Annotated in this window: 25 protein-coding genes; 8 read left to right on the top strand and 17 right to left on the bottom strand. The window is 45.4% G+C overall.

The features are described from left to right. Nucleotides 1–76: 76 nt before the first annotated feature. Nucleotides 77–466, bottom strand: a complete 390-nt coding sequence (locus tag AC4PM4_RS01345; RefSeq protein ID WP_491612517.1) for a winged helix-turn-helix transcriptional regulator — start codon at nt 464–466, stop codon at nt 77–79. Between the two features lie 177 nt (nt 467–643). Here AC4PM4_RS01345 and AC4PM4_RS01340 point away from each other — a divergent pair, with 177 nt between their 5' ends. Next, a complete protein-coding gene (locus AC4PM4_RS01340; RefSeq protein WP_491612516.1) occupies nt 644–1204 on the top strand; it encodes an NAD(P)H oxidoreductase in 561 nt (186 codons plus the stop codon). An 89-nt stretch (nt 1205–1293) separates the two neighbouring features. Here the strand turns inward: AC4PM4_RS01340 and AC4PM4_RS01335 are convergent, their stop codons facing one another. Next, the gene (locus AC4PM4_RS01335; protein WP_063563476.1) at nt 1294–2850 is read right to left on the bottom strand and encodes an ABC-F family ATP-binding cassette domain-containing protein; all 1557 of its coding nucleotides are present in this window, start codon (nt 2848–2850) and stop codon (nt 1294–1296) included. 245 nt (nt 2851–3095) lie between these two features. On the opposite strand from AC4PM4_RS01335, the gene AC4PM4_RS01330 reads away from it, so the two are divergent. Then, the gene (locus tag AC4PM4_RS01330; RefSeq protein WP_063563624.1) at nt 3096–3569 is read left to right on the top strand and encodes an SET domain-containing protein; all 474 of its coding nucleotides are present in this window, start codon (nt 3096–3098) and stop codon (nt 3567–3569) included. A 199-nt stretch (nt 3570–3768) separates the two neighbouring features. Here AC4PM4_RS01330 and AC4PM4_RS01325 read toward each other — a convergent pair whose 3' ends face one another. The 5 genes from AC4PM4_RS01325 to AC4PM4_RS01305 all read right to left on the bottom strand — a co-directional run bounded on the left by AC4PM4_RS01325 (nt 3769) and on the right by AC4PM4_RS01305 (nt 9139). Beyond that, a complete protein-coding gene (locus AC4PM4_RS01325) occupies nt 3769–4377 on the bottom strand; it encodes a DUF1349 domain-containing protein (protein ID WP_064638788.1) in 609 nt (202 codons plus the stop codon). Nucleotides 4378–4406: 29 nt separating this feature from the next. Further along, nucleotides 4407–5750, bottom strand: a complete 1344-nt coding sequence (locus tag AC4PM4_RS01320) for a dihydrolipoyl dehydrogenase family protein (RefSeq protein WP_400344421.1) — start codon at nt 5748–5750, stop codon at nt 4407–4409. A gap of 39 nt (nt 5751–5789) precedes the next feature. After that, entirely contained in the window at nt 5790–7304 is a 1515-nt protein-coding gene (opuFB, locus tag AC4PM4_RS01315; RefSeq protein WP_491612515.1) for an osmoprotectant update ABC transporter permease/substrate-binding subunit OpuFB, read from the bottom strand. Next, entirely contained in the window at nt 7297–8340 is a 1044-nt protein-coding gene (locus AC4PM4_RS01310) for an ABC transporter ATP-binding protein (RefSeq protein WP_063563472.1), read from the bottom strand. The genes opuFB and AC4PM4_RS01310 overlap by 8 nt, the downstream gene beginning before the upstream one ends. 199 nt (nt 8341–8539) lie before the next feature. After that, nucleotides 8540–9139 (bottom strand): Rossmann-fold NAD(P)-binding domain-containing protein, encoded by a 600-nt coding sequence (locus tag AC4PM4_RS01305; RefSeq protein ID WP_491612512.1) that lies wholly within the window; start codon nt 9137–9139, stop codon nt 8540–8542. A 130-nt stretch (nt 9140–9269) separates the two neighbouring features. Between AC4PM4_RS01305 and AC4PM4_RS01300 the strand changes: the two genes are divergently transcribed. Next, nucleotides 9270–9632, top strand: a complete 363-nt coding sequence (locus tag AC4PM4_RS01300; protein ID WP_072732612.1) for an iron-sulfur cluster biosynthesis family protein — start codon at nt 9270–9272, stop codon at nt 9630–9632. Between the two features lie 246 nt (nt 9633–9878). After that, entirely contained in the window at nt 9879–10655 is a 777-nt protein-coding gene (locus tag AC4PM4_RS01295) for a M15 family metallopeptidase (RefSeq protein WP_064638795.1), read from the top strand. 210 nt (nt 10656–10865) lie between these two features. Here AC4PM4_RS01295 and AC4PM4_RS01290 read toward each other — a convergent pair whose 3' ends face one another. Then, nucleotides 10866–11636 carry an alpha/beta fold hydrolase gene (locus AC4PM4_RS01290; protein ID WP_491612510.1) on the bottom strand — a complete coding sequence of 257 codons (771 nt, stop codon included), beginning with the start codon at nt 11634–11636 and terminating at the stop codon, nt 10866–10868. A 148-nt stretch (nt 11637–11784) separates the two neighbouring features. Between AC4PM4_RS01290 and AC4PM4_RS01285 the strand changes: the two genes are divergently transcribed. Next, nucleotides 11785–12405, top strand: a complete 621-nt coding sequence (locus AC4PM4_RS01285) for a TetR/AcrR family transcriptional regulator (RefSeq protein WP_491612509.1) — start codon at nt 11785–11787, stop codon at nt 12403–12405. A 255-nt stretch (nt 12406–12660) separates the two neighbouring features. Here AC4PM4_RS01285 and AC4PM4_RS01280 read toward each other — a convergent pair whose 3' ends face one another. Then, nucleotides 12661–12936 (bottom strand): hypothetical protein, encoded by a 276-nt coding sequence (locus AC4PM4_RS01280; protein WP_064638798.1) that lies wholly within the window; start codon nt 12934–12936, stop codon nt 12661–12663. A 130-nt stretch (nt 12937–13066) separates the two neighbouring features. Here AC4PM4_RS01280 and AC4PM4_RS01275 point away from each other — a divergent pair, with 130 nt between their 5' ends. Then, complete coding sequence (locus tag AC4PM4_RS01275) at nt 13067–13699, top strand: nitroreductase family protein (RefSeq protein WP_063563466.1); 633 nt, start codon at nt 13067–13069, stop codon at nt 13697–13699. A 211-nt stretch (nt 13700–13910) separates the two neighbouring features. After that, on the top strand, nt 13911–14375 hold the full coding sequence (locus AC4PM4_RS01270) for an AraC family transcriptional regulator (RefSeq protein WP_491612507.1): 465 nt from the start codon (nt 13911–13913) through the stop codon (nt 14373–14375). Nucleotides 14376–14466: 91 nt separating this feature from the next. On the opposite strand, the gene AC4PM4_RS01265 is transcribed toward AC4PM4_RS01270, so the two are convergent. The 3 genes from AC4PM4_RS01265 to AC4PM4_RS01255 all read right to left on the bottom strand — a co-directional run bounded on the left by AC4PM4_RS01265 (nt 14467) and on the right by AC4PM4_RS01255 (nt 18657). Further along, nucleotides 14467–15711: an aminopeptidase gene (locus AC4PM4_RS01265; protein WP_064638801.1), complete on the bottom strand. Its 1245-nt coding sequence runs from the start codon at nt 15709–15711 to the stop codon at nt 14467–14469. Between the two features lie 53 nt (nt 15712–15764). Then, complete coding sequence (locus AC4PM4_RS01260) at nt 15765–17306, bottom strand: acetate--CoA ligase (RefSeq protein ID WP_491613050.1); 1542 nt, start codon at nt 17304–17306, stop codon at nt 15765–15767. Nucleotides 17307–17652: 346 nt separating this feature from the next. Further along, complete coding sequence (locus AC4PM4_RS01255) at nt 17653–18657, bottom strand: aldo/keto reductase (RefSeq protein ID WP_072732606.1); 1005 nt, start codon at nt 18655–18657, stop codon at nt 17653–17655. Nucleotides 18658–18860: 203 nt separating this feature from the next. Between AC4PM4_RS01255 and AC4PM4_RS01250 the strand changes: the two genes are divergently transcribed. Beyond that, nucleotides 18861–19706: an AraC family transcriptional regulator gene (locus tag AC4PM4_RS01250; protein WP_491612506.1), complete on the top strand. Its 846-nt coding sequence runs from the start codon at nt 18861–18863 to the stop codon at nt 19704–19706. Between the two features lie 87 nt (nt 19707–19793). Here the strand turns inward: AC4PM4_RS01250 and AC4PM4_RS01245 are convergent, their stop codons facing one another. The 5 genes from AC4PM4_RS01245 to AC4PM4_RS01225 form a co-directional block, all read right to left on the bottom strand. Next, nucleotides 19794–20192, bottom strand: a complete 399-nt coding sequence (locus AC4PM4_RS01245) for an Asp23/Gls24 family envelope stress response protein (protein WP_053782092.1) — start codon at nt 20190–20192, stop codon at nt 19794–19796. Nucleotides 20193–20225: 33 nt separating this feature from the next. Further along, nucleotides 20226–21305: an AI-2E family transporter gene (locus tag AC4PM4_RS01240; protein ID WP_063563459.1), complete on the bottom strand. Its 1080-nt coding sequence runs from the start codon at nt 21303–21305 to the stop codon at nt 20226–20228. A gap of 100 nt (nt 21306–21405) precedes the next feature. Beyond that, on the bottom strand, nt 21406–22857 hold the full coding sequence (locus tag AC4PM4_RS01235) for a sensor histidine kinase (protein ID WP_072732604.1): 1452 nt from the start codon (nt 22855–22857) through the stop codon (nt 21406–21408). After that, complete coding sequence (locus AC4PM4_RS01230) at nt 22835–23542, bottom strand: response regulator transcription factor (protein WP_064638805.1); 708 nt, start codon at nt 23540–23542, stop codon at nt 22835–22837. The genes AC4PM4_RS01235 and AC4PM4_RS01230 overlap by 23 nt, the downstream gene beginning before the upstream one ends. 220 nt (nt 23543–23762) lie before the next feature. Beyond that, a complete protein-coding gene (locus tag AC4PM4_RS01225) occupies nt 23763–25190 on the bottom strand; it encodes a 4-hydroxyphenylacetate 3-hydroxylase family protein (protein ID WP_491613049.1) in 1428 nt (475 codons plus the stop codon). Between the last annotated feature and the right edge of the window lie 34 nt (nt 25191–25224).

The raw sequence follows: 25224 nt of genomic DNA, 5'->3' as shown, positions 1-25224 counted from the left end.
TAAAGGACAAAAAAACAACAAATACCCTCCTCCTCGATTCAGGAAGGTTTTTGTCGTTTTTTGATTTGGGAGCAGTTTAGTTCAAAGTCGAAAGCGGAATATATTCGCTAAAATGATTCTCCAGCACTTTGTTTTTATCACCATATACTCTGTCCAGATGATTCTCTCCCCACATACAGATGCGGTCGATGATTGCCTGCAGTGTCAAGCCATACTCGGTCAGCTCATACTCTACTTTAGGTGGAATCTGGGGATGAATAATTCGATGGATGATTTCATTCTTTTCAAGATCACGCAGCTTCTGGGTAAGGACCTTCTGAGTAATGCCAGGGATGGCTCTGCGAAGTTCACTTGTTCGTTTTTTACCTGTTATCAGTTGATGCAGAATAAGAATCCTCCATTTTCCTCCGACCAGTTCCAGCATCGCCTGCACACCACTCTCATATCTTTTCAGTTCCTGTTCCACTGGTAATCCCCCTTAAATCACATAAATGTATATCCATTATTAAAAGTAACCGAAGAACCTCAAGGTATCTACAGCACTCGAAGGTGCGTACTTCTCAATAAGATGTCATGAAACTTATAATAACATTGGTCAGAACGTTAAACCAAAAAATGAAGGAAAAAGGATGGTCACTCATACATGAAAATTAAACTGGTCGTTACTCACCCAAGACAGGATTCTCTAACATTTGCCGTGATGAATCGTTTTATAGAAGGTCTGAAGGAGAATCACCATGAAATTGATATCCTTGATCTGTACCATGATGGATTCGATCCGTTATATAGCGTAGAAGATGAGCGAGATTGGCAAAATCCCGATAAGCAGCATGCCCCTGTAATTCGCAAAGAGCTGGATCGCGTGCTCGCGGCTGATGCCATTGTCTTTATTTTCCCGGTATGGTGGTACAACGTTCCTTCCATGCTCAAAGCTTATCTGGACAAGGTATGGAACATGGGGCTGCTGAACAAAGCAAACTCCAAAAAGGCACTCTGGATTGCACTAGCTGGAGGAACGGAGGCTTCATTCCATAAGTACGATTATTACAACATGATTTCGAATTATCTGAATAATGGGATCGCTGGTTATGCAGGATTGGAGGAATCCCGAGTCGAGTTTCTCTATGAAACCATATCCGAATCCAAAACGTATATTGAAGGCTTGCTGGAGCAAGCGTATCAAATTGGCAGACATTACAAGTAACCTCTGCAACGCAAAAAGACAGCGTCCATTTAACCTTGGCGCTGTCTTCTGTATGCTTGTTCATGTTTCTTCTAGTGCAGGCACTAAAATTAAAATACCTTCGTTGTCCACGACTCACAATTCCATGTCTCCGTAACCACATCACGATAGAATTCAGGTTCGTGAGAGATCAGCAGAATGCTGCCTTTGTATGCTTTGAGTGCGCGTTTCAACTCTTCCTTCGCATCAACGTCCAAATGGTTCGTCGGCTCATCGAGTACGAGCAGGTTTGTTTCGTTATTGATCAGTTTGCAGAGACGAACTTTGGCTTTCTCGCCACCGCTCAGTACCGCAACCTTGCTCTCAATATGCTTGGTAGTCAGTCCGCATTTTGCGAGTGCAGCACGCACTTCAAATTGGGTATAGGAAGGGAACTCCTGCCAGATCTCTTCGATACAGGTATTGTAGTTGGCATCCTTCATCTCTTGTTGGAAATATCCAATCTCCAGATGTTCACCGCGCTGAACGGTTCCTTCCAAAGCTGGAATCTCACCCAGAATGCTGCGCATCAGGGTTGTTTTACCGATACCATTCGCACCAACGAGAGCGATCTTCTGACCACGCTCCATACGCAGGTCCAGTGGTCTCGACAACGGCTCATTGTATCCAATGACAAGGCCTTTTGTTTCGAAAATGAGCTTACCGGACGTTCTTGCATCACGGAAGTTAAACTGTGGTTTCGGTTTTTCCTTGGCGATTTCGATGACATCCATCTTGTCCAATTTCTTCTGTCTGGACATCGCCATGTTGCGTGTAGCCACACTTGCCTTATTACGGGCCACAAAATCCTTGAGATCAGCAATTTCCTGTTGTTGACGCTTATACGCCGACTCCAGTTGCTGTTTTTTCATCTCATGGACTTCCTGGAAATGACTATAATCGCCCACATAACGGGTGAGATCCTGATTTTCCATGTGATAGATCAAGTTAATTACACTGTTCAGGAACGGGATATCATGCGAGATCAGAATAAAAGCATTCTCATATTCCTGCAAATAGCGTTTCAGCCATTCGATATGCAATTCATCCAGATAGTTCGTAGGCTCATCCAGGAGCAGAATATCCGGTTTTTCAAGCAGCAGCTTGGCGAGCAATACCTTCGTACGTTGTCCACCACTAAGGTCGTTAACGTCCTTATCCAGACCGATATCGGTTAGACCCAGACCGCGTGCTGTCTCGTCGACTTTGGCATCGATCATGTAGAAATCCTGGTTAGTCAGCGTATCCTGAATCGTACCTACATCCTCCAGCAGCTGTTCTAATTCCTCCGGAGTTACATCGCCCATCTTGCCATACATATCATTCATTTCTTGTTCCATGTCAAACAAATACTGGAATGCTCCACGAAGGACATCACGAATGGATTGTCCCTTGCTGAGCACAGCGTGCTGATCCAAATATCCGACACGCATACGTTTGGACCACTCCACTTTGCCTTCATCCGGCTGGAGTTTACCTGTAATAATGTTCATGAAGGTAGATTTCCCCTCACCATTGGCCCCGATCAGACCAATATGTTCGCCTTTCAGGAGGCGGAAAGAAACGTTGTTAAAGATAGCACGGTCACCAAAACCGTGACTTAATTTTTCGACATTTAATATGCTCATTCATGACACCTTTTCTATATAGACTTAATTCTTTGTATATTATAAGCGTTATATCATGCACAACTCAACGCCCTATTGTAAATTTAGCACCATTTTTCGATGAAATGTCCTTCGTTTTGACCCCTGATCCACTCAAACTGATATCAATGACATTTGCCTTATAGGTATGGATGAGTTAAAATTTTTCCTTAAACGACTTACTACTATAAGAATGGAGCTCTCTTGGAGAGCATCAGGTGAAAATCATGATTGAAGTGAAACAATCCAAATTGGGTAATGGCGAATTTAACCGCGGCGTATTTGCAACCGTAGACATTCCAAAAGGCCAGCTGATCCATCAGGCTCCAGTTGTCCCTTATCCCAATGAAGACCACGAACATGTTGAGAAAACAATTCTCGAAGATTACGTATTCGAATACGGAGCCAATCATACGGCTATCCTGCTGGGCTATGGCAGTTTGATCAACCATTCCTACGAGCCTAACGCCACCTATGATATCAACTTTGAAAACCACACTTTTGACTTCTATGCTTATACAGATATCAAAGCCGGCGAAGAAGTATTGATTAATTATAATGGCGAGGAAGATAACATGGACCCATTATGGTTTCTGGATGATTACGAAGAACGTATGCGTGAGTTGAACGAAGTAAGTGATGGTGCAGAGGATGCTGATGGCATCGAATCTGACTCCAAGGATACGGACTCAAGCAAATAAGACCTTGAGGATAAACGACAACAGTATTGCAACTTCATGTGAAAAAAATTCAAATAAGCCTCACCATAATCGTTGAAGGCTTGATAAATTAACCTCATGGTGCTGCCTAATTCAAACGAAAACAAGCAAGTCCTCCACCAAGGAAGACTTGCTTGTTTTCGTTTGTTGCGATAAAGTCACATTTCCCAACCACACAATCTTAATCGGCAATGGGAGGGTCTGTGTGCAGATCCTGATCCGGTTCAGTCAATTTCCATTTGGTAAACGCAACCTCGAACCCGGCACGCTTCGGAGAACAGAGAAACGGTCCTGCTTGCTTGTTCGTCGGATAAGCAAACCTCGCGACCCGAATGGTACGCCAGGGATGCTCGTCTGTGCGGGCCCGAATAACTACGGCTTCGTCGTGGTATGAAGCCCGAATGGTAACGATGCGTCCACCCCACTCCGGTACAGGTGAAAGCGACCAATCGGAAAACCGATCCGTTACGACCGCCCCTACATGAGCCACGCCGTCATTTACTTCAACCCCCGCCTTGATCCATTGATCCTGTCCATGCCAGAGCATTAACCCTGCCTGATCATATAATTCCGTGAATGAACTCAGATCAAATGATACTTCGATTGCCTTGGTTCCATCCCATGGAGCAAGCATGGCATGTCCATTCTGATGGCAGAAACCATAGAAGGTCTTCTCCCAAAAGTCACTGCCCTCCTGTGCCTCCACAATTAGACGGTCACCTTCCGTTCGCGCCTGAACCGGTTCGGTTGTCCACTCGGCTTCATGAATCCGATGAAAATGAACTGACATAATTCTTCCCTTCCTTCCACACCATCACATTAAAATAAAGAGCCTATATCCGATGCGGCTGTAGGATATGCAAAATTCATGGTGTTTAGCTGATCGGTCGTCAAATCGAACTGAATTGCCATGGCGAACAGGTTAATCAGTTCTTCTGTTTTGCCACCCAATACATGGGCACCCAAGATACGTCCTGTTGACTTGTCGATTACAACTTTGGCCATGGCATATTTTTCATTCGTACGTTTATAAGTATACCATTTCGACATGTCATTTACCTTCACCTCATAGCCCTCTTTCTTGGCCTGCTCCACATCAAGGCCAACAGAACCCAGGGATGGCACGGTAAATACAATGGAGGGCATTACTTTATAATTAGGTTTGTTATGATTGCCTTCAAGCAGATTCAAGGATACTGCGCGTGATTCCTGGCCTGCGAGCGGAGTCAACGGAAGTCCTTCCGTTGCGGTAACATCGCCTGCCGCGTAGACTCTTGGATTGCTTTCGCTCTGCAAGTACTCATTAACGGAGATGCCTTTTTTCGTATAGCTGACATTTCCCTTCTCCAGTTCAAGCCCCTCTACATTCGGAATACGCCCTGCTCCGTGAACGACAAGTCCACATTGCCATTGATGATCAGCCCCATTGCGGGTTCCACTGACCACATATGTGTTTCCCTGCTGACGAATTGCCTTCACTTCCGCATTCAAGTGTACATGAATGCCTACTTCTTCGGATTTTTGCAGCAGCATGTCCACCAGTTCCGAATCAAACTGTTCCAGCGGCTGTTCACCTCGATGAATAATATGGACTTCCGTACCAGCTCTGGCCGCAATATGTGCAAATTCAAAAGCAATGTAACCTCCACCTACCAGAACCAATTTATCTGGCAGCTGTTCCAGATCAAGAAAATCATCGCTGTATTTCAGATGCTCTACACCATCAATAGAAAGTGGTGCTGGACGCGCTCCTGTTGCGATGAGAATATGTTTCCCGTGTAGAACTTCGTCCCCTACACGAATATGATCTTCGTCAACAAAAGAAGCCTTGCCATGGAACGTATGCATCCCGGCCTGCTTGAACTTATCCTCGCTTGCTCTCGGAATACTCTCCGTAAATGTTCGCTTGAACGCCATAAGTTCCGACCACTGAATAGAGGCGTTACCTTCCACTCCTTTGCCCTTCATTCGTTCATTCCAGTCGATCAGTTCAGCCGCTCCTGCAAGTACTTTCTTGGGATCACAGCCCCGTAACGCACAGGTTCCGCCAAACTCTCGTTCATCAATCACGGCAATTTTCCATCCGGCTTCGGCGCAGCGGGATATAACAGAGCTTGCAGCGCTCCCGGTTCCAATCGCGATCAGATCATAAGTTTGTGTCATGTTAGTTCCTCCTCTTCATGAATAACCGTAAATATCAAGCTATAATAACCCTGCATTTTGCAGATAATCCGTTGCCACTTGTTCTGGACTCGCTCCATTAACGTTCACTTCGTAATTCATTTGACGCATCTCATCGTCTGTGATCCGGCCTGCAAGTTGATTCAGTACCTCCACAAGCTGCGGATATTGGTCTGCCGTTTCTTTGCGGAGCATCGGCGCCCCCTGATATGGCGGGAACAATTCCTGATCATCCTCCAGCACAACGAGTTTATACTGTCTCAGTTCACTGTCTGTGGAGTAAGCATCCAGCAAATTGATATCTCCGCGCTGCACGGCTGCATAACGCAGTTTCGGTTCCATTGTGGCTACGTTCGGGAATTTGATGCCATACTTCTTCTGAATTCCAACATAACCGTCTTCCCGATCAGAGAATTCCAGTGTGAATCCTGCCTTGATCTGCTGCTGTACTGACTTGAGATCTGATATCGTCTTCAGATTATACTGATCGGCAACCTTCTGAGGCACGGCCAACGTATACGTATTGTTGTAATCCATCGGGTTCAGAAGAACCATATTGAACTGGCTTAACATCCCGTCCCTTGCCTGTTCATACACTTCTGTGCGATCTGTGCTGACGGCGGTTTCCTTCATAAATTCCGATATGGCGGTACCCGTAAATTCCGGATAAATATCAATATCACCTGATTTCAGTGCATTGAATAGAAATGTGGTTTTCCCCAATCCTGGTTTCAATTCAACCTTCAGATCGGTATCTTTTTCAATGAGCAATTTGTACATATTAATCAGAATCTCTGGTTCGGCACCCAGCTTTCCAGCAATAACCAGATCTTTTTGCCCTCCACGGGAGAGCCAAGGAATCGTGATTACCAGAACGGCCACCAGAGCGAGTGTTCCGAGAGTGACCAGCGTTTTCTTGAATGATAAACGTTGGAACTGGCGGAGCAGCACATCAAACAAAATGGCAAGCAATGCGGCTGGGATGGCTCCCAGAATAATCAATGCCGTATCATTTCGATCAATACCTAGCAAAATGAGTTCACCCAGACCTCCTGCGCCAATCAGGGCTGCAAGCGTTGCTGTACCTACAATCAGAACCATTGCGGTACGAATGCCTGCCATAATGACAGGCATCGCGAGTGGTAGCTCTACTTTGGTGAGACGTTGACGACTGTTCATGCCCATCGCATTCGCTGCCTCGACCATGGAAGGATCGACTTCCGATATGCCCGTATACGTGTTGCGGAGTACCGGAAGCAGGGCATACACTACAAGCGCAACAATCGCAGGAAATGTACCGATGCCGAATAAAGGAATGAGCAATCCCAGTAGGGCCAGAGACGGGATCGTTTGCAGTACGGCTGTTACCCCAATAATCGGCTCAGCCACTCTTGGCTTGCGTGTCAGATAAATGCCAAGCGGGATAGCGATCAGAACGGCAAAGAACAATGCGATAAATGAGATCTGAATATGCTCAAGGAGGGCAGACAACAACTGTCCTTTCCGCTCGCTGAACACTTCCGTAAATCTACTCATGTGCTTCACCCCGTTCCTGCAACTGTCCGGACCAGTACCGGATCAGATCGGCTCGACTCACCTGTCCTATAATCTGGTGGTCTTTCTCGACCAGTAAATGATCATGAGAAGCCATGATTTCCACAAAATCCGGCAGCGTAATCGATACGGGAACAGCCGTTTTGGCTGACTTCGGCACATGCCCGGGTGAGAGCGGGGACATGATCGATTCAAGATCAAATATTGAAGTCAGTCGTTCTTGTTCGCCGGAGCCCGCTCTTAATTCATACATTGGGTCGTCCCCATCAGATACAGGCTGTGAACTCCTATCCGAACCAGAACCGCCAACAAAGTCACGTACAAATTCATTCGCTGGCTGCTGGATTAGTTCTTCCGGGGTGCCTACCTGTAACACTTGCCCATCCTTCATGATACAGATACGATCACCCAGCTTCATCGCTTCCTGAATATCATGGGTAACAAATACAATCGTCTTCTTCATCTGACGCTGAATATCCAGAATATCGTCTTGCAATTTCTCGCGGCTCATCGGGTCAAGTGCACTGAACGGTTCATCCATCAGTACAATTTCGGGATCGGCAGCGAGTGCGCGCAATACACCGATTCTCTGTTGTTGTCCACCAGATAGCTCAGCAGGCTTGCGATCACTGTATGTGGTACCTTTCAGTCCGACCATGTCCAGCAAAGTATGTACGCGATCCTTGATTTGCTCTGACTTCCACTTTCGGAGTTCAGGAACAACCGCAATATTTTCGGCAATCGTCATATGTGGGAACAACGCAATCTGTTGCAGCACATATCCGATATTCCACCGCAATTCATGAATGTTATATTCATCGATAGGTCGTTCATTAATTCGTACGGTCCCATCTGTCCGCTCGATCAGACGATTGATCATTTTGAGCATTGTGGTTTTGCCGCAACCGCTCGGACCAATCATGACGAACAGCTCTCCCTTGTTAATGTTGAGATTAACCTGACGCAGAGCATGGGTTCCATCAGGGTATTGCTTGGATACATTTTCGAACTGAATCATCCGTTCTCTTCTCTCCTTTTATCAAACATTCATTCTCATCTATTTCCCCAAAAGCGTACACATATAATCACCGTGCTGGATTGGGGTATTGTTAAAGGTTGAACAATCAGCAAAAAAGACGGGCGTTCCGGCACCGTCTTCTTGTTATTCAGCAGAATTTGCTTCCAATATTTTTATAATAATTCTTATATCATTTCCCTTAATGCATATGCTGCCTAATAAATTGCTCCAGAGAAACCGGGCTTTGCCCTGTGACTTTCAATACCGTCTCCGTCGTTTGATCTTCTCTTCCTTCCTCACGGATGAATACATCCAGCCCTGCCAGAGCCGTGGCGTAATCTTCTGACATTCCCGCCTGAATCAGGCTATTTCTCAGTTCTGCATCCGACAATGATTCATGCTGAATACGCTGATCCAATAAACGACTAAGGATGTCCGCAACTTGCCCATAAGACAATGTCTCTGGCCCCGTAATGATATGAGCTGTATTATGGGGGACAACATCTGTCAGAGCAAAGAAGGCAACTGCTGCGATATCATCTGCGCTGACAAAACCAATTTTACCATCACCAGCAGCACTGTAGATTTTACCCAACTGCTTCATCGTCTCCCGATGCGGTCCCTCTGTAAAGTTCTCCATAAAATAGGAAGGCTGTAGTACAGTCCACTCAGGAGCAAGCTCCTTCAAGCTTTGATGTACTTTGCCAAATATAGGTCCGTCTTCATCAACGGAAGCACTGCCAAGCAAGACGAATCGTTTAACGCCGCTCCATAACGCTTCCTTGATGAACGGAATCATTATGGCTTCCAGACTGATCAGTCAAGAAAATAAATGCTTTGATTTTTGCCAAAGTGGTATAATGACAGTAGAAGTTGAATTAATCCATTTACCATTACAATCGTGCCAACATATAAAGGAGTGTAGCGATATGCATATTCAAATTACAGATTTGGCTGCTGCGCGATTAACTGAAAGCCTGAATGATCAGCCCGGTTATTTCAAAGTGATCTATGACATGGAAGGTTGTGGCTGTAACGGAATTATCGCCATACTTATCGTGGATGAACCCGAAGCTCTAGATGTACAAATTGAAACCAATCTGGTGCCATTCTATGTCGATCCGAAACAACAGTTAAACCTGGAGCAGCACATGAAGCTGGACACGGAACTTAACTATCCTTCCTTCAAACTAAGCAGTGATTCCGGTGTACTCAGCAGCAATGTCCGTGTTCGGGATGCTCGCGCTGTGGCTGCTGGAAGCTCCGGCAATTCTGTTTCATGCGAGCTGTAATTCAAAAGTTTGTGGCTGAAATAATGAGCATTTGATTCGCCTATCTATGTATACAGAAAGACTTTGCACAAAAGGTGCAGAGTCTTTTTTTGTGCTCTTTTTCTCGTCAGACAATTAAAAGCTATGAATCTCGCAAACTTTGTTTACAACTCGGAAACAATTGGAGAACCTATGGATATAATCCTCTAGTATACTCGGTATATACCAAAGAACGAGATTGATATAACCCGAGGAGGAACACACATCATGAAATCTTTTACACGTAAATCCATCGTATCCACGATACTTATAGGTTCTGTCGTAGCAGGCTCAGCATTCACAACGCTGCCCTTCACTAAGGAACTGAATCCGGTCGCATCTGCTGCCAGCTCCAGCTTCACTCAATTCCTGCACGATAATGCACCTGGACGCACAATCAAAACGAGCAGCAGTGGCCTGGCAACGGTAACAAATCTATCAAGCACGGTTGTGCTAGTGAATAAAAAGAGAAACCTGCCTTCAACCTATGCCCCTCAGGATCTGGTTGTTCCTAACATCCCATTTAGCTTCTCCGGCTCCAGTCCGAAAAAGCAAATGCGTAAAGTAGCTGCCACAGCAATTGAGAACTTGTTCGCAGCAGCAAAAAAAGACGGCATTGATATCAAAGCCGTGTCCGGTTATCGCTCTTATGCTACCCAAAAATCCATTTTTGACCGTAATGCAAGTATCAAAGGCGAAGCCGTTGCGAATAAAACCAGTGCTCGTCCTGGACAAAGTGAACATCAGACGGGTCTTGCGATGGATATCTCCAGTGCATCAGCGGGATATGATTTGCAACAAAGCTTTGGAAACACCAAGGAAGGCAAATGGCTGAAAGCCAATGCACATAAATACGGATTTATCATTCGTTATGGCAAAGATCAGGAGAAACTGACAGGCTATTCTTATGAGCCATGGCATGTGCGTTATGTTGGCGTGTATATTGCGGGTGAAATTACGAGTCAGAACCTTACACTTGAACAGTACCTGGAGCGCGCCAAATAAAACAGTAGAAATCTGATGACAAAAGGTATTCATTCCACTCTCATATGACTATCGTATGTAAATTACAGATACAACTAACAGGACGGGGCCCGATTTCGGGCGCCGTCCTGTTGCATTATATCTACAACATTTTAATCGTTCTCCAAATCGAAAAGATAAGGATCAGCTCAACCACATTGATGTAAAGGTTAAGTTCGATTCATAGCAGATTTAAGGTTTACTATTCAGTTCTGTGCTCCATTCCTCTACAGCATCAACGACCTGTTTTAATTGCTGCTCTTCCTCAATCGCTGGATCATTGTCCCCTTTTTGCTTCCCATAAGAGCCAAATTGGCCATGGTTCCCTCCTTCTACACCGACATACAAAGTGTCAGCAGGTAGATTGGTTTTGGCACTTTCCCAAGCTTCTTTATTGAGAACTCCATCTGCTGTACCTGTAATTTGCAAAACAGATAAATCAGTGTCTTTTATGGATCCGCCCTCATCCGCATAAGAAGCCAAGAAAAATACACCCTTAAGCTTCTCACTGTGTTCCGAAGCATATCTCGCTGCAAATGAACCTCCTAAAGAGTGACCCCCAATAACAAATGATTCGTCTGGGTGTTCTTCAAGAAAGGAGTCCGCTTTATTTTGACCGAAAATGGCTAGATTCAGTGGCATTTCCGCAATATATACGCGATGTCCCCGTTGAGCCAGTTCTCTGGCAAATGGTGAGTAGCTTTCCGGTTCTACTAAACCTCCAGGATAAAAAATAATATTCGGTTCAATTACTTTCCCGGTTTGTGGCTCAAATTTATAACCGTCTTTGATCTCTGTTACTATGACCTGATTATCATTCTGAAATGCGAGTTCTGCTTGATTGGAAGGACTGTAGGTTATCGAATTGAGGTATACCAATAAGCCAATGATTACAATTACAATGAGGGAAACTCCCCATATCAATATTTTAGTCCATTTGTTTTTTTTCTCTGTTTTTGCCAAAGTTAAAACCTCTTTCAATATTATTTTGGATTAGGTTATCATTGAATTGTAGCTTCAGTTCTAGTAAATTATATTTACCGGTAAGTAAAATTACAAGTCTAATCTTATTCAATGGATAAGTTGTCATTAAATATTCACGGAGGTAATGATGAAAATGAATACAGATTCACATCGCTCACCAGGAAGACCCAAACAAGCAGGAGAGGATTTACCCGTACAAGAAATAATTCTTCAAACGGCCGCCAAACTCTTTATGGAGCATGGGTATGAACCTGTCTCACTCCAACAGATCGCTAAAGCTTGCAATGTGTCTAAACCATCCATTTATTATCACTTCACCAGTAAACCGGAACTTTTTAAGATCGCAGTTACGACCATGTTTAAACATGTGCACCAAGCTACGTCACGATTATTAAGAGAAGCAGACAATCTGGAAACAGGACTGCTCCATTTGGCAGAAGCAAGGTTAGCTAATCCTCATGCGGAGATTGAGACTCTGCTCAAAGATGCGGAGAGATATTTGAGTGAGAAACAGATTGAGGAAATCAGAGCAGCGGAAAATAAAATTTACGTAGAGCTGGCTGATTATTTTAAAGATGCGATGGATAATAACCTTCTTCGAAGCAACAATTCCATGCTTCTCGCGCAAACTTTCTCAACAATGATGGTCATCGGCAATAAGGTAGATACATTAAAAGAACATGATTCCACTTTAAATTTAGGTAAGGAGATTGTTGGAATTTTTTTGCGGGGTACAATGGTGAGATGACTGGCCGCCAGACTTATATAAAAATGGCGTTCCTCTCTCCTCGTTCGAGGTTGGAGCAGAAGACATGGAGTGTAAAAAAAGATGAGTCGTGTATGAGAGGTTGAAGAAGCGCCTGCAAAATGCTAAGGAACCTCAGACACGTTATAACGAGGTTTAGGCCATATGTAACGTCTTTCGGAGCATTTTAGGAAATAACGTGTCCGGAGTCCCTTACGATTGAAAAAGAGAGCCAGAGGCCCATAAGCCGTCTATTCCTTAAGTAAAGAACATGCTCATGCTCCCTGAACCTTCCTGCCGACCTGCTATTTTTCTGAAAACGACTGGCAGCCTCTTCACACTTTCCGTTCCGGCCCAGGAACCAACGCCAGCAAGAAGTGCATTATGAAACCAAAAAAGCGCAACATTGTAGGCAATGGTTCCCAGTACCATCTCCACCACCAAAAAACGTTTCAGCGTGGAAGATTCGATGACGTATACCTGAAATTCATTTCGTGACTTTCCAGCTCTGTACCTAGTGATGAATGTTTTCATGAATCACCTCTTCTGTTTTATTTTATCGTATGGCAGGCAGATCTTGTCTTATTCAAAAATAATACTTACATAAAGTAACTTAGTGTGTTATAGTCAGTTTATAAACCATACATAAGCGAGGGAAACTACCATGAGTGAATTGGAGAATCTGGTCAAAAACCGTAGATCGGCCGTTATTTTTGAAGAAGGAATTGAGATTCCAGAGTCAGAATTGCAAGAGATGTTTGCCTTGAACAAATTCGCACCTTCCGCCTTTAACCTCCAGCATACGCACTATCTTGTGCTGACGGACCCGGCTCAGAAAGAAAAAGTCTATGAAGCTTCCCAGCAATATAAAGTAAAAACGGCCTCTGCGGTCATTGTTGTCCTCGGCGATGTCAACGCACACCATCACATCCGCACAATCAATGAGGGCCTGCTGAACCTTGGTGCGATGACTCCGTTTCAATACGAGCAAGAATCACAGAGTGTCATCGAATTTTACGAAACGCGGGGAAGGTTCTTCCAGAGAGAAGATGCAATTCGTAATGCCAGCCTGTCAGCGATGCAATTGATGCTTATCGCTCAGGATCGTGGTTGGGACACCTGCCCCATGATTGGCTTCGACGCGGAAGAGTTGCAACGCAGTCTGGATATTCCCGACCATTATGTACCTGCCATGCTAATTACAATCGGCAAAAAGTCCGAAGCCAAACAACGTCCGCGCGGATACCGCAAACCGATTAACGAATATGTAAGCTTCAACAAAATGCATGCCGAATAAATTGGGAATGTGACATCCGTAACTTTTCACTGATTCCATTACAAAAGAGAGGTCGATGATCAGATCATCGGCCTCTTTCCTATTTCCCTAGAATAAACAAATCGCACGTCAAACCAATCTTTCTTTTTCCAAAAATACATATGAATATTTTTTTATACCATGATAGCATTCGAGATGTAACCCATAATCGTAACGAAAGGAATGAACACCAATGGAATTCCACATCGAAAACCTGCCAACCTCCCGAATTGCTTATGTACGACAAGTGGGTCCGTATGGTCCTGCTAACAGTCACGCGATGGAAACATTAAAGACCTGGGCAAGATCCCAAGGCCTGCTTACAAGCTCGACCATCTTGTTCGGCATTCCGCAGGATAACCCGGAAACCACCCTCCCCTCTCAATGCAGGTATGATGCATGTATTGTCATATCAGAGGATTACTGCCTGGATGAGTCGACTCCCCAACTTGAAGAAACTGAACTTCCTGGCGGGCAATATCTGGTTTGCAAAGTCAAACACACAGCAGAAGATGTGCAGCAAGCCTGGACCGAGATTTTCCCGTATTTGCAGAGCAATGGTTGTATTATGGACAACAAACCCATTTTGGAAAGGTATGCCGGTGATCTGCTTCTTCTGGATTTTTGCGAAATATGTGTACCCGTTAAGCCGCTATAAATCATTTAAAGTTGTGGATGCCAAAAACAACAAAAGCGACTTCAACGTTGAAGTCGCCTTTGTTTCTAACTTATTGCCTTGTTTTCACCAATTAAAATGCCCAGTTCCCTTTGCGGAATACAGGTTCCACCGTTCCATCCTGCAACTCACCATCAATGTCGAGCTCTGCGGAGCCGATCATAAAGTCCACATGGGTCAGACTAACGTTGCATTCATGTTTCAGCAATTCCTCGTTAGACATCGTCGTACCATCCTTCATGTTGAACGGGTATGCACTTCCTACGGCCAGATGGCAGGATGCATTCTCGTCAATACCGGTATTATAGAAAATACGATTCAAGTTGGAGATTGGCGAATCATGCGGCACGAGGGCAACTTCGCCAAGATAACGTGCACCTTCATCGGTGGCAAACAGGTTTTTAAGATGCTCTTCACCCGAAGCTGCTGTAAAAGCAACGACCTGTCCATCCTTAAACGTAATTCTCATCTGGTCCACTAGTTGACCATTCAGGTTCAGCGGCATCGTGCTGCTGACAAATCCGTTGACTCCACTGCGCTTCGGCATTGTAAATACTTCTTCTGTCGGCATGTTCGCAACGGTATACACACCTTGCTTGTTTTCGCTACCGCCGCCACCCCAGATATGGTTGTTTACCAGTTCGATTTTCAAATCCGTTCCGGGTGCGCGGTAGTGCAAGCTTTTATAATTTTTCTTGTTCAGCAAATCACTCATGGCATTCAGGGTGTCCAGATGTTTTTTCCAGTTCTGAATAGCGTCTCCGCCATCGACACGGTTCATTTTGAAGATGGTTTCCCACATCACGTTAATGCGATCTTCCTCTGGAATGTCGGCAAATACTTTGTTCGCCCACGCCTTGGTTGGCGCTTTGATCAGACACCAGCTAATTTCGTGGTTACGTGTATATTTCGAAAATCCGCGACGTGCATGAGCCGCCGCTTTGGTTGCACGCGAAACATTGTCGGAATTGATGCCTTTGTATAATTCAGGGTCAGGTACTTTGATCGTGAGCGTAGCGCCGCCTGCTTCTGCAAACTTCTCCATCATTTCCGCCTTCCAGGCCGGGTAATAATCAAAACTGTCATCAGAGCCATGTTCAAAACGGCTGCGTGTAATATCGTCATCATCAAAATCAACCTGTACATACTTGGCGCCAGCCGCATACGCTTTTTGCACGATCAGACGGGTGAATTCCAATGTTTCGATGGGTGCCGTTACGAGCAGATCCTGTCCTTTCTGAATATTTACGCCGACTTTGACAACCAGCTCTGCGTATTGTTCCAACGATTTTTCAAAGGTTTGTTCAAAATTACTCATGGTTGTGTTCACTCCTGTTTCATATTTGAATACTATTGCTGCTGCACAATCATTTAAGCCTTGCGTTTCTCCTGCTCACGCAGCTCGATCCGGCGGATTTTTCCTGAGTTTGTTTTCGGCAGATCGGCTACAAACTCAATTTTACGTGGATATTTGTAGGGTGCTGTCCATTCCTTCACATGGTTTTGCAGTTCACGCGCCAGTTCTGGTGATGCGAGAGACTCGTCTCTCAGCACTACAAATGCTTTCACTACGTTACCACGGATCTCATCAGGACTCGCTACGACCGCACATTCCTTCACGCTGGCGTGTTTCATCAACGCTTCTTCCACCTCGAACGGTCCAATCGTGTATCCCGAACTGATAATGATATCATCACTTCGACCTTCAAACCAGAAGTAGCCTTCTTCGTCTTTGCGTGCGCGGTCACCTGTTACAAAATAATCCCCACGCTGATTCGCTTCCTTCCGTCCCTCATCCTGGTAATAGGCACGGAACAAGGCTGGCATATCCTTATGCACTGCGATATCTCCTACTTCACCAGCAGGTACAAGTTGTCCCTCTTCATTGACGATCTCAATAAGGCCTGGTGTAATGGACTGCCCCATAGAACCAATTCGTACGGGAGCATCTTTTAAGCTGCCGATCAGCAGCGTGCTCTCGGTTTGTCCATATCCGTCCCGGATCGTCAGGTCAAAGTGACGCTGGAAAATTTCAATTACTTCCTGATTCAACGGCTCACCAGCAGACACGGCGCTGCGCAGTGCGGACAGATCATGGTGACCCAGATCGTCTGCTTTGGCCATTAACCGATATTCCGTCGGCGTACAGCACAAGACGTTGATCTGATGCTCCTGCAACAGTTCCAGATAACGTTTGGGTTGGAATGATCCATTGTAGACCAGTCCGGTAGCCCCTCTTCCGAGTACAGACAGGAACGGACTCCAGATCCATTTTTGCCATCCCGGTGCTGCCGTTGCCCATACCGTATCCGAAGGCTGAATATCCAGCCATAACGATGAAGCGATCCGTAAATGGGCATACCCCCAACCATGACTATGTACTACGCCTTTTGGATTACCAGTCGTACCGGAGGTATAAGCGAGAATAGCCATATCGTCACGATGTGTTTCCACCGCAGCCATCGTATCGGATTGGCCTTGCATTAACTGGTGTACATTGACCCAGCCTTCTCCAGGTACGCTATCATCACCATTTGGTGATGCAACGATGCGGTGTGCCAATGCCGGCAGATCTGCATGTATTTTTTCAACTTCAGCAGTCGTCTCGGACCAGACAATGACAGCCCGGGCCTCGGAATGCCGAAGACGATACTCCAGATCTTTCGCACGCAGCATCTCGGAAGAAGGAATAACAGCAATCCCCAGTTTCAGGCAGGCAATGTATATAACATAGGCAATAATTCGGCGTGGTACCATGACCAGCACCCGGTCGCCCTTCTCCAAACCAAGATCACGCAAGCCTCCAGCAAGACGATTTGCCTGCTTCAATAACTCACCATAAGTGATCTCTTCCAATTCTTTATGATCGCTCAGCCATCTAAGTGCAACCCGATCCGACGGGTGATTCTCCATCTCGGATGTCAGGTTATAGGTTTCAGGCGAAATCCACTGTTGAAAATTCAAATGGAGCCTCTCCTTCATATTTCAAATGTATAGCATCTATATATTATACCCTAAATCCTAGGACCTGGTGCTATGATATGAAATAGTTTAAGAAAAAAATAAACATAGGTCAATTAAGCCGAAGCTCTAAAAGGTCTATCTCTACATATAAAGAACGATAAGTAAGACAAAAAAAGTGTCCTCCCGACTACAGGAAGACACCTTAGTTATCCCAACATATCTATATCATGGGGATCAAATTAATCATTGTAGACATGACTCTGAATCTCCAAAGTCGTATCTCTCCGTTACAAGTTTACCAAGCGTAGTTTCCAATGCCATCCAAGATGCTTTCGATTTCATTCAGCTCTTCTGTCGTCAGGTCTGGTGCCTGAAGGGCCGCTACGTTTTCTTCAATCTGGGACACACGGCTTGCGCCGATCAGAGCAGAAGTAACTCGGTTACCACGCAAAATCCAATTCAGCGCCAACTGGGAGATCGTTTGACCTCTACGTTCAGCAACCGCCTGAAGTGCTTCGAACTTGGCGATCCGTTCGTCTGTATAGGCTTCTTTCCTCAGATTTCCTGTTGGATTAGCGCGCTCTTCCTTGATTTTGTCCACATATTTATTCGTCAACTGTCCCCGGCCAAGCGGACAGAATGCGATCGATCCTACGCCGTGCTCATCCAGCACATCCTGCAATCCATCCTCAATCCAGCGATTCAGCATCGAATAGTTTGGCTGGTGAACCAGACAAGGTGTTCCGAGACGACGCAAAATAGTAACTGCTTCTTTCGTCTGTTCGGCATCATAGTTGGACAAGCCTACATACAGGGCTTTACCCTGTCTAACGATATGATCCAGTGCAGTCATCGTTTCTTCGAGCGGTGTCTCCGGATCTGGACGGTGATGATAGAAAATATCTACGTAATCCAGTCCCATCCGGCTCAGACTTTGGTCCAGACTGGCAATCAGGTTTTTGCGAGAACCCCATTCGCCGTATGGACCGTTCCACATATGATAACCTGCCTTGGTTGAGATGAGCAGTTCGTCGCGGTAAGGACGCAGATGTTTTTTGAGAATGACACCAAAATTCTCTTCGGCTGATCCTGGAGGTGGCCCATAATTGTTGGCCAAGTCGAAATGGTTAATCCCCAGATCGAATGCGCGCAGGATCATCTCTTCCTGAATATCCAGGGTGCGGTTTCCACCAAAGTTCTGCCATAAGCCTAGTGCTATTTGCGGCAGCTTAATTCCGGTTTTGCCAGAGCGGGCATACTTCATTTCACTGTATCGTTGTTCACTCGCAGTATAAGGCATCGTTAATCTCTCTTTTCCTGTAAAAGTTATTGAATACCCTTTCATCTTAGACACTTTCCATGTAAAACGATATGGCATTTCACTACAACGATATGGAAAAATGATTGGTATCTTCATCAAATGATATTTATAAAACGATTCCTTTTCACCTTTTATATGTTAAAATGCAAGGTATAACGACCTCATAACAGGAGTGAATAGCCTTGATTACGTATATGTGCAAAAACAATCACTTTCAGGAGCTGCAGCTCCTTCATTACGGCACAGAAGCTTGCGCACCCGGTCACCACTTCGGCCCGGCCATGCGGGATTATTACAAAATCCATTACATATTGGACGGCAAAGGTACCTTCGAAGTTGGAGGCAAAAAGGTTACGCTGCGCAAAGGTCAGGGGTTCCTCATCGTCCCCCATTCTGTCGTTCATTATGAAGCAGATCAGGATGATCCGTGGGAGTATAGTTGGGTTGCTTTCCAAGGAAGCACCTGCCCTTCGTTATTACAGCAGGCCTGCCTGTCTGAGCACCATCCGATCTTTGAGATGGGTAATGACGATGACGAGATGCGCTCCTGTCTGCACCGCATGATTAGCTCTCGCAACACCCATAAGGGATGGGAGATCAGCATGACGGGATTGCTCTTTCAGTTTTTCTCCATTTTGATTGATCGAGCCTGTGAGGACAGACCTATTCCGCTCCAGGACTATACGAAAGAAACTTATGTCACTCAGGTGATGGATTTCATTGAGATTAATTATGCTAATACCATAACCGTACAGTCCATTGCGTCTCATGTTGGCTTACAGCGCAGTTACTTGTGTTCTCTCTTCAAAGACAAGATGGGCACCAGCATTCAGTCTTATCTGGTCAATTACCGCATGCGCAGGGCGGCTGAGCTGACGCTGGATCCGGCTTTGACCATTGGGGATATCTCCCGTTCCGTTGGATATGCCGACCAGCTGCTTTTCTCGAAAATGTTCAAAAAAGTTATGGGCGAAGCCCCTACGTATTATCGCAAACACAAAACAGCCCCTTCCCATTTATGCAGCTAATGGGAAAGTGCTGTTTTTGTATTTTTACACAGGATATCACTACCTGCTTATGACTGAATTCCATTCGTTCGTTCTATTCGTTCTACTTTAAACTTGCTCCTGCATGGTCACGCCTACCACTTGTACTTTAATTTCATTCACCATAATGCCTGTTAATTGCTCGACAGCTTGCTGCACATTATGTTGAAGTTCCTGACAGACTTCATGCATCTTTTTGCCAAACTGAACATTGATTCGCAGTTGGATAGATGCCTGGTCATCTTTGATCGCAACGTCAATCCCTTTCTGCAAGCTCTTTCCGCTGATACTCTTGGCGATTCCTTCGGTAAGACCAACAGACATGGAGGATATTCCCTCTGTAGTTTGAGCGGCCATGCCAACAATTTTGGATACTACATCGTTGGAAATATGAATGGCGCCCATTTGAACAGATTGTGGCTCAATATACTCAGGTTCAGTGTATGGTTGTGGGATGATTTCAGACATGATTTCCACTCCTTCTATATCATTTATAAATGTTTAAGCATTCTGCCATTTGTCCTTGAAGAATAGCTGATAGATTCGAACCAAAATAATCTTAACGATCATGTAGACAGGGATGATAATCAGAATGGCAATAATGCCGCCCAGATCCCCTGCACCCAGCACCAATATAATGGTGGTAAGCGGGTGAATATCTAGTTTTTTGCCGAATACATACGGTGCAACCAGATTATCCTGAATTTGCTGCGCTACCAGAATAATAATGAGTGACCAGATCGCAACCGAAGGGGATACCACCAGTCCCATAATAACAATAGGAACGGAAGACAGAATCGCCCCGATAAACGGAACAAAGTTCATAATGACCGCAATCACGGTTAACAGCAGTGCATACGGGAGACCGATGATCAGGAAACCGATATACATCAGAACGCCCAAAGCCAGATTCACGAGAACTCGTCCCACGATAAAGCCGCTTAACGCCTGATCGATCTCAAGTACCACATCACGACTGTCTTTTTGGAAACGTTTTGGTGCAATGTGCACCAGCTTACGACCGAATTTCTCTCCCTGCTTCAACATGTAGAACAAAATGATCGGGAAGGTGAACAGAACAATCGCAAAGCTTGAGATGAGTGAGAAGAATCCACTCACATAGTTCGTTACAAAGGTGAAGCCTTTGTTAATGTAATCCGTAATCTGCGAAAACGGGGTCGACCCTTCCGGGAACAAAGCCGTAATGGCACCGTTCTGCTCGAGCTCTTTAAGCTGCAAACTCAGTGAATTGATTAAATTTGGTGCGTTTTCTACCAGGTTGATCAACTGCTCGCGTAGTGAAGGCCATAACCCTATAATAAACAGGGCGAACAGTATACCAAACACCAGATAGATCAACAAAATGCTAAGTGTGCGATTCAGCTTCTTTTTTTCCATGTAATTGACGAGCGGCCGCAGCAGATAATAAAAGAATACGGACAACATCATCGGCACGGTAATCACCGTAATCATGGTAACAAGCGGTTGGAAAATAAAGCTGACACGTGATAACAGATAGATATTGATCAGTATCAGTGCCAGTGCAATACTGAAACGTACAAACGAATTTACTTTGAACAAAAAGTTTCCCCTCCACTTAACCTTTTCTATATGAGCATTTTGCAAATGGTGATCAGAATGACAAAATGTTTATGTCAACCTTATCCTTTATGTCGGTTCTTTATTTCGGAATCTGTATAGTGAACACCGTCGTCTCTCGTCCACGCTGGGAAAGTGTTAATCGTCCCCCCATTTTCTCGGTGTTCCGCCGCGCAATTGCTAGTCCAAGCCCGGTACCCCCGGTTCCCGTACGAGCCTCATCCCCTCGCACAAATGGATCAAAGATGGTTGCCCACAACTCTTGAGGGATACCCACACCGGTATCAGCAACCTCGATAACCACATGGTTGTCCAGTGGGATTAACTCCACACGCAGCTCCGTCCCCCGCGGGTTGTAGGACAAGGCGTTTGTAATCAGGTTCTGAATCACTCTGGACAACAGTTCCGGATCATACCTTGCATAGATCTCTTCATCAGGAACGAGCACATGCAGGCCAAAATGGTTCTGCTCAATCTCACCATACGTATCAGCCATAATCTCACGTACAAATTCGCCGATTTCCCGCTGTTGAATATGCATACGGAAATCTGGTGAATCCACTTTGAGCAATTCCAGCATATTCTGAATCATGCGCGCGACCTGAACGGACTTGTTGTATATATATCCCAGATATCGCTGCTGCCTGTCCTTATCTTCCCCCCGCCCTTCCACCAAAGCCTGAGCGTATCCTTGAATACTGGTGATTGGAGTCTTGAGATCATGTGACAGATCCACAATTAATCGCTGTTTGCTCTCTTCGGCATAACGTTTCTCCGCAGATGTATTCTCAATGACGTCCGCCATATAATTGAAGGTTTCTCCAATCTGGACAAATTCCCTCTCTGCCGAGATGGACATGCGCGTACTATAATTTCCCTGGATCATCTGGGTAAGTCCTAGAGAGAGAATACTCAGCGGTTTTTTGATTCGACGGGCGACCCAGTAGCTGTATACAAATATCAGCAGCAAGACCAATCCGATCCCGATCATAATGTAGAACGATAACGGATGCTTCAAATTGGTAATCAGTTGATTATCATTAATTCGTACACTGACCAAGTCACGCGGAATCTTCAGCAAAACGTACTTTGCAGCTCCCTCTGTTGAAAGCGGACTAATGGAGTAATAGTACGGCTGTTCATTTCGGTTTTCGAGTCCTGCATATAGCTCAGCTTCACTGTACTGAGTGAACGTATCCTGCTTGTCCCCGATATAACGAATGACCCTGCGATCCGCATCCAGCACTTCAATCCATCCCCCACTGTCCTTCAGACGCTGAATTTCGGTATTATTGGTCTCATCGGAACTACCGGACAACCATTCGTTCTCCAGTTCTGTCACGTACACATGTGCCTCCACATTCAGATCAGGATCCACCACCTGATCCGAAATGCGGAAATCAACCACATCCAGATTAATGATAATGTACACGATGGCTACCAGTAACAACAAAAAGAAGTTGAACAGCAAAAAGTCAAGTGTCAGGGACGTTTGCAATAGTCTCTTTTCTCTAGCTTTCCATGGGCGCTTCAATTTTGTATCCCAGTCCCCTTATCGTTTTTAAATATTCCGGTTGTCTGGAGTCGCGCTCGATCTTCTCCCGAATGTTACTGATATGTACCATTATCGTACTGTCCTCATGCGCGTAATAATCTCCCCAGACGGCTTCGTATATTTTTTTACGGGTGAAAACACGGCCTGGCTGCTCCAGCAGAAGCTCCACGATTTTGTACTCTGTAGAGGTCAATGTCACAGGTTTACCCGAGCGAAAAAGGATACATTGGGATCGATCAAGCCTAAGCTCACCCAGCTCAAGATTTAACTCCTTAGCAGCAGGCACGTCAGGTGCATCAAATTGATTGACTCTTCTGAGCAAAGCTTCCACTCTGGCGACAATTTCCAAAGGATTGAAAGGTTTGGAGATGTAGTCGTCAGCACCCAATCCGAGTCCAAGGATTTTGTCATGGTCCTGGCTTTTGGCCGACAGGAACAGAACAGGCATATGATGTGTGGACCTGATTTGTTTTATCAGCTGGAGTCCATCCATTACAGGCATCATAATATCCAGTATGACCAGATCAATCTGAGTTGAACGGATACACTCTAGCGCCTCTACTCCATTAACGGCTGTCACAATGTTGTAGTCCTTCTCGAGGTACAGCTGAAGCAGTTCCACAATTTCGGGTTCGTCATCTGCAATTAATAGTGTGTATCTCATGCGAATCCTCTCATTCCTATTTCAATAAATTCAGTTTTCATTCGAATTCGTATCCGTACATTCCATTTGTTATTGTTCATATGTCTATACGTTACTACTATATACTACGTCTCTTAAATCAATCTAAACCATTTCTAAAGATAACCTAAATAAAAAGCCCAGGCATCAGGCCAGAGCTTCAAATATAAAGCTAAAATAAGTAAAGTTTCAGTACCATTCATCACTTGCTACGTAACCAGGGTTCCACCCGGGCATATAATCGGTCCTTATCATATTGCACATACTGACTCGCCCGATTGCGTACCGGGTCACCGGCATAGAAACGTTCATACAGATCATGTCTGGCTCCCAGCGGACTTCCTGTCAGCTCCCAGGCGAGCTGGAATAACCGAATCTTCTCTGGTGCCTGCATCGTTACGCCTCCAAGATACTTGTTCATCATAGGGCTGATACTTCCTTCCAGCTCCAGCTTCCCGGAAGGGATCTGAATAAGGCCACCTGCGGCTATAGTCTTCAAAATCTCAACAGCGCGCGGGTAATAATGGTTCCCCAGATTACGGGCTGTTTCGATATATTTGAATGATGGTAGCCAGTTCCCATGAACATCCGGGGCAGCTTGTGCCTCAGATGCGATGATGAGTCCTTCAATCGTATGCATCTGGCTGATCATCTCCCCAAGCTGTTCCTGTACATTCAGGAAGGCATCCACTCCAATCTCCTTGGCGATGGAAGACGTGATGGCTGTAATGAATTCCAGCTTCGAATGCAGCCGAATAATGCTCTGATGATAAGCCAGACTGGAGGATGCCACGTTGCAGCGAATCTGCCATACCGCTTCCGGATTGTTGTGCAGGAGTACACGCTCCCAAGGTACAAATACGTCGTCAAAAAATAATACAGCATCCATCTCATCATACTGACTACTGAGCGGATGAGCAGTATCTGAATCTAATGTTGCAAAAGATTCTCTGCATACCATATGTAATCCTGGACTTCCTGCTGCCACTATAACCATATGCGCCAATTCCGGGCGATGTCCAGGAATGCGCTGAATCGGATATGCAATGATATCGTCCGCATATGGAGCAGCAGTCGCCACCATCTTCGCCCCACGGAGGACAACGCCCTCTGTATTGGTACGAATGATTCGAAGCATTGCATCTTCATCTTCCCCTACAGGCAGAGCACGATTAATCTGCGGGTCACGCTGCACAATGGTCAGGAAGGCATCCTTCCGTTTTGCCTCATCATAATAGGCAGCGATTTTACCTCCATATGCTGGGTCATATGCAGCCATCGCATCCCGTGTGGCGTACCATCCGGTCAGGCGGGATCGGGCGTAATCCGAGAGACGGCTCATTACCCCGTAGGTGCGATCAGACCACAATCGAAAGGCTGCCGCCCTGCCGCTGATCTCCTGAGCATTGCGGGGTACTCGAAAAGCCTGGTGTACATATCCGTTCGTCTGCTCATCCCAATAAGCCACTGTTTCTCTCGTGTCCGCATCATCCACCAGATTGAACAGACTTTCAATCGTTTGTAAGGTTCCCCGGAAGGCAGAATGCTCTGTTACGCGAATACGTTCTCCATCCAGCCATACATTCCGTTCATCGTTCAACCGTTGCAGATAAGCTTGTCCACGGGACATTGTTATGCTCAATGTAATCCTCCTTCTCAGTTAG

The sequence above is a fragment of the Paenibacillus sp. MDV22-iso6 genome, from assembly GCF_058408365.1.
Note: the sequence above shows the minus strand (reverse complement) of the source record. Positions and strands in the feature narration are given on the sequence as shown.